Below are 4,792 nucleotides of genomic sequence, written 5' to 3' on the forward strand. Positions count from 1 at the left end.
ATAATAATTAATCGCTAAAACAATGAGAGGCGCTCTAGAAGGGGTAGAGTCCTGAAAATGCGGATTTACAACGGTAATGTAATTTTCACCCATAAATAAAGCCGATTTTAAGAAATCGACTGTTGAACTAAAGCTCCCTTTACTTTAAGTACATTTCTTCACAATCTTTAGATTAATTTATTGGATTATTTTTATGTGAAAGAGTGATATTAAATAAGAGCTTTAATTCGATTGACAAAAAAACCGTCCAGAAGGTATATTATATGTATCTAAGTTATGGAGGTTATTATGTCTATTTCAAAGCATGCTAATAAGAAAAAAAATATATTGATTGCTGCATCTGAAATTGTAAAAGAAGAAGGAGTTGTCAAACTCACATTAGAGGCAGTCGCCCAAAGAGCTGGCGTGAGTAAAGGTGGATTATTATACCATTTTCCTAGCAAGGAAGCATTAATTAAAGGAATGGTGGAAGATTGGACAAATAATTATTTCGAATGCATTAATACGTTAGTTAATAACGACGATGATAACGCAATAGGAAAATGGAATAGGGCTTATCTTAAATCTACATTTTCCGATTTAGAAAACAATAATCTAAATTCCGCACTAATGGCTGCTATGTTTATTAATCCAGATTTATTAGATGAATTCCGGCAGAGATACGATATTTTGCATACAAAGTTAATAACTGATGGAATTGATCCTGTCAAAATAACAATTACAAGATTATCCATAGATGGTCTTTGGTTTTCAGAAATATTTGGAATGGCACCATTAAATGAAGAACTAAAAACACAAGTTTTTGATGAACTAATAAACATGATTCAGGAGGACGAATAATGTCATATCTATATTTAGCACTTGCAATAGTGGGGGAGATTATTGGCTCTTCCCTATTAAAAGCATCTGAAGGCTTTTCAAAACTCTATCCTACAATAGGGGTAATAATAGCTTTCGTTGGTTGTTTTTTCTTTTTATCCTTGTCGCTAAAAACAATCCCCTTAAACACTGCATATGCATTATGGGCAGGTTTAGGACTTGTTTTGACTACAGTAATTTCAGTTTTAGTTTGGAAGGAAAAACTTAACATGGCTAGCATTGCAGGAATAACACTGATTCTTGTAGGAGTTGTAATATTGAATTTGTTTGGACCAGGACATGGAGAATCTGGTCATGAAGCAAGCGAAACTATTACAATGAATGAGACAATGGAATAACACATAAAAAAGTCCTTCTTAATAAAGAGAAGGACTTTTTAGCTTAATTAAGGGTATTTTTTGAAGTCCTTATTCAACAAACCTGCGTACGTTAGTTTAAGTGTATCACTTCACAATTCCAATAGAGTAGAGTTTATTGAGACATAATGAAATTAGCGTTTTAAATGACTTCTGACTGTCTCATAAGACTTGTATCAAATGCTTACCGTTGTAAATCCGCATTTCCCTGACGCTACCCCTAGAAGCGTCTTTTTTGCTTTTTAAGGGTTTTTACTAGGGGCAACCTCTTACAAAGGCGAGAGAGGCCCGTATGGCGTCTGTCAACGGTACCGGACCGAAGGGAGGATAAGGAGTTGATAGACTCACTTCACCAAGACCCTCTTGGTGTCTCAAAAGGCAACACCTTTTGAGCTGCCTACCGGCGAGGGAGCCCCTCAAGGATTGAGGGGTTGGGGAGTTCGATTAAGGGGGTCTGGGGAAGAGTTCCCCAGTGGGTTTGGGCAAAGCCCAAGGTTTGGCTTTTAGCGTCGCAGACCACATGAAACTTTGCGTGCAAAGTGTAGTGTGTTACACTTTCTATTAATCTATCGATTTTCAGAAAGGGTGCGTACCCCATGAGTTACTCCATTATCCGAATGCAGAAAATGAAATCAAATGGGATAAAAGGGATTCAATTTCACAACCAAAGAGAGAGGGAAAGTGAAACGAATCCCGACATCAATAAAGCTGATTCTCATCTGAATTATGACTTGATAAACGGTCAAAGGCAGATTGATTACAACGAGAAAATTAGCCAAGTAATTGAGGACAATGTGACCTCTGGAAAAAAGATCCGTAAAGATGCAGTTAAGCTGGCTGAATTCTTAATTACCTCTGACAAGGAATTCTTCGATAAAATTTCACCCAAAGAGCAGAAAAGGTATTTTGAAACGGCTCATGAGTTCCTTGCTGATCGATACGGTGAAAAGAATTTAATCTATGCGACTGTTCACTATGACGAGAAAACCCCTCACATGCACGTAGGCTTCGTTCCAGTAACGGAGGATGGCCGACTATCGGCTAAAGATTTCTTTGGCCAGAAAAAGCAACTGGTGAGTCTTCAGGACGATTTTAATCAGTACCTGAAGCAAAATGACTTTAATTTGGAAAGAGGGGTCTCGTCGAGCCGTAAACACGTGGAGACGGCTAAATATAAGGCTCAAACGTTTCAAAGCATGGAGAAGGAAGCCCAAGAGAAATATGAGCGGACAATGGGGCATATTCAAGAGATTGATGATAAATCGAAATCGATTGCGAATATCGAAGCTAAAAAGGTTCTAGGGCTTGTTGGAATGAAGGAACAAGACTACAAAAGCCTAGTCGATTATGCGACCAATGGTGTGGCTTATCAGCTACAAGCAGAGAATCTGCAGAAAGAGTTGGAAAAGACTCAAAAAGAAGTTACGCAGCTGAAAGCTGATATGCAAATTGGACAAGATAAAATTCGCTATTACTACAAAGATATTGAAGAGAATTTAGACTCCTTAGCAGAGAAAAAAGCACTGCAAAAAGTGAAGCAAACAGACATTGTAAAGAACTATGGAGACTTGATAGAAAAGTACAATGGACTCGTTAATAAATATAATGACCAGTTGAAGGAGAAAAAGGAGTTAAAACAACAGGTGGACACTCTAAAAATTGAGAACCGGTCTTACCAAAATGAGAATCGGGAATTGAAATTAGAGAACGGAAAATTGAAGGGAAAACTCGTGCAGATCAGCAAGGAGTTTTCTGTTTTTAAAGAGAGGGTGGGCAAAGTTTTACACGCTCAACTTGACCGAGTAAAAACGTTCTTGAGGATGAATGATGTAGACCGAAGTACAATCAAGTTCCTGGATGATAGGCAAGATAAATTAGTCCAGGACTCTTTAGAAAAAATGGAGAAGCCACAAAGGCAAAAAGGGATGGAGATGGAACGCTGATGAAGGTGAAACAATTGGTTGAGAAGTTGGAGAAACTAGACCAAGAGGGAGAATTAATGCTTTTTATGAGGGATAGAAAGAGACCTCATTTAGGTTCTGGAACTCTTATTCCAATAAAAGATATTGGTGTTTTTACAAGTGTTGACCAAGATTCAAATGAGGGCAAATATGCTCTTGAAATAAAGAAAGGCGAGTAGTTATCTACTCGCTTTATTTTAAGTTTTCACGTTCTCTAAGGGCTTTAAATTTATCAAATTGGCTTTTGTATTCAAAGTCCTTGTTTTCCTTTTTGCTGACAAGGATTTTACCATCGTATTTAGCAAATTTCTTTTTGTCATTGCCATCTGTCCAAGCAAGGTCTTCGTTCACTACATAGACGTTTGATGTTCCCATTTTTAAAACATTTAAAAATCCATTCTCCTCTAAAAGCTTTACTGCTCTGTAAACTGTTGACCTTGATTTGCCAAAATAATCTTCAAAAACTGCATAAGAACAAGCTAAAGCATTTCTGTTATCCATGTGTTCCAAGATAAAAAATAATAAAGAACTTGCGAAGTTATGATTTGCCATTAACCATCTTAATTCTGGCATGTTGTCACGATAAAGCTGGATGAAATTATGATTTTTCTTTTTCTCTTCAAATTGCTCTTTGTCTTTGTTTTCTTGCTGTTCAAGATCAATAAGTCTTTGAAGCATTTGAAGTTGTTCAGGGGTTAACTCAACATTAATTTTTCTCTGCTCGTCCAATTTACGCACCTCTGCTGGCATAGAATCCTTCTCTCCCTTGTTATGTATCATCAGCTGTGATACCTATATGTATAATTTATGACACATCATAGGTCAAAAATGAACTATAGTCAAGCAAAAAATGACACATCTTAATTCAACTATGTGTCACAAGCTATGACACATATACGTGTCACAAGCTATGACACATTACCTTAACTAAAACATTGATATATCAACATTTTTTCTGTGTTCCCTTCTATATCTCCTAAAGGGCTTTTCTCCACGCAAGGTTCGGGTAGTATTTTTCGGACAGACCACCGAAAAATCTCCACCCTTTTCTCCTTGCATTCCGAAATTTTGGCGGTGCTGTACTTTCGCCAAGCCGACGTACCTAAAACGAGGAATTCAGGAAATCGGCTTGCTCGAGCCATTATACCGCCAAAACCGCCAGAGCTTCCGTTCATAAATTTTCTCTTTTGCCTTATGGATCTACGCAATATGGGGGCTTCCCCCAAACCCCCTTGCCAGCCTCCACCCTAAAACAAGGGGAGAATTGATGGTGTTCGAATAAAAATCTTTGATATTTAGAAATCTAATTTTAAAGAAGGGAGTTGAGCTTTCATGAATAGTAACAGTAGCATTAATAAAAGTAATTTAAATTTATTAGCCGTAGTAGCACTAGGATTGACGACAATTTACACCGCAATATTAGCGACTCAATTAATGTCCACAAAACATAAAGTTGATTATTTATATTACAAAGAACATTTTCAAAAAAATAATAAGGGGAATAATAATTAATCGCTAAAACAATGAGAGGCGCTCTAGAAGGGGTAGAGTCCTGAAAATGCGGATTTACAACGGTAATGTAATTTTCACCCATAA

The 4,792-nt window shown here is 37.1% G+C and carries 5 protein-coding genes; 4 read left to right on the top strand and 1 reads right to left on the bottom strand.

The window, feature by feature from the left end; genetic code table 11:
* Positions 1 to 288: 288 nt before the first annotated feature.
* From ABTZ91_RS33905 to ABTZ91_RS33920, 4 genes are all read left to right on the top strand, one after another.
* Entirely contained in the window at positions 289 to 840 is a 552-nt protein-coding gene (locus ABTZ91_RS33905) for a TetR/AcrR family transcriptional regulator (RefSeq protein ID WP_000028029.1), read from the top strand.
* Positions 840 to 1,217: a quaternary ammonium compound efflux SMR transporter QacH gene (qacH, locus tag ABTZ91_RS33910; protein WP_000121134.1), complete on the top strand. Its 378-nt coding sequence runs from the start codon at positions 840 to 842 to the stop codon at positions 1,215 to 1,217. The genes ABTZ91_RS33905 and qacH overlap by 1 nt, the downstream gene beginning before the upstream one ends.
* A gap of 614 nt (positions 1,218 to 1,831) precedes the next feature.
* Positions 1,832 to 3,178 (top strand): MobV family relaxase, encoded by a 1,347-nt coding sequence (gene mobV / locus ABTZ91_RS33915; protein ID WP_053082646.1) that lies wholly within the window; start codon positions 1,832 to 1,834, stop codon positions 3,176 to 3,178.
* Between the two features lie 14 nt (positions 3,179 to 3,192).
* Complete coding sequence (locus ABTZ91_RS33920; protein WP_350835256.1) at positions 3,193 to 3,375, top strand: hypothetical protein; 183 nt, start codon at positions 3,193 to 3,195, stop codon at positions 3,373 to 3,375.
* A 13-nt stretch (positions 3,376 to 3,388) separates the two neighbouring features.
* Here the strand turns inward: ABTZ91_RS33920 and ABTZ91_RS33925 are convergent, their stop codons facing one another.
* Positions 3,389 to 3,946, bottom strand: coding sequence for a replication/maintenance protein RepL (locus ABTZ91_RS33925; RefSeq protein WP_048558832.1), 558 nt, complete (start codon positions 3,944 to 3,946; stop codon positions 3,389 to 3,391).
* Positions 3,947 to 4,792 lie beyond the last annotated feature (846 nt).

It is taken from the genome of Streptomyces sp. NPDC126499, from assembly GCF_040302485.1.
Lineage (GTDB): Bacteria > Actinomycetota > Actinomycetes > Streptomycetales > Streptomycetaceae > Streptomyces.

What these genes read in the sequence shown, in the direction of transcription:
- ABTZ91_RS33905 (WP_000028029.1), top strand. Translation starts at nt 289, where the DNA reads ATGTCTATTTCAAAGCATGCTAATAAGAAAAAAAATATATTGATTGCT.
- qacH (WP_000121134.1), top strand. Translation starts at nt 840, where the DNA reads ATGTCATATCTATATTTAGCACTTGCAATAGTGGGGGAGATTATTGGC.
- mobV (WP_053082646.1), top strand. Translation starts at nt 1,832, where the DNA reads ATGAGTTACTCCATTATCCGAATGCAGAAAATGAAATCAAATGGGATA.
- ABTZ91_RS33925 (WP_048558832.1), bottom strand. Translation starts at nt 3,946, where the DNA reads ATGCCAGCAGAGGTGCGTAAATTGGACGAGCAGAGAAAAATTAATGTT.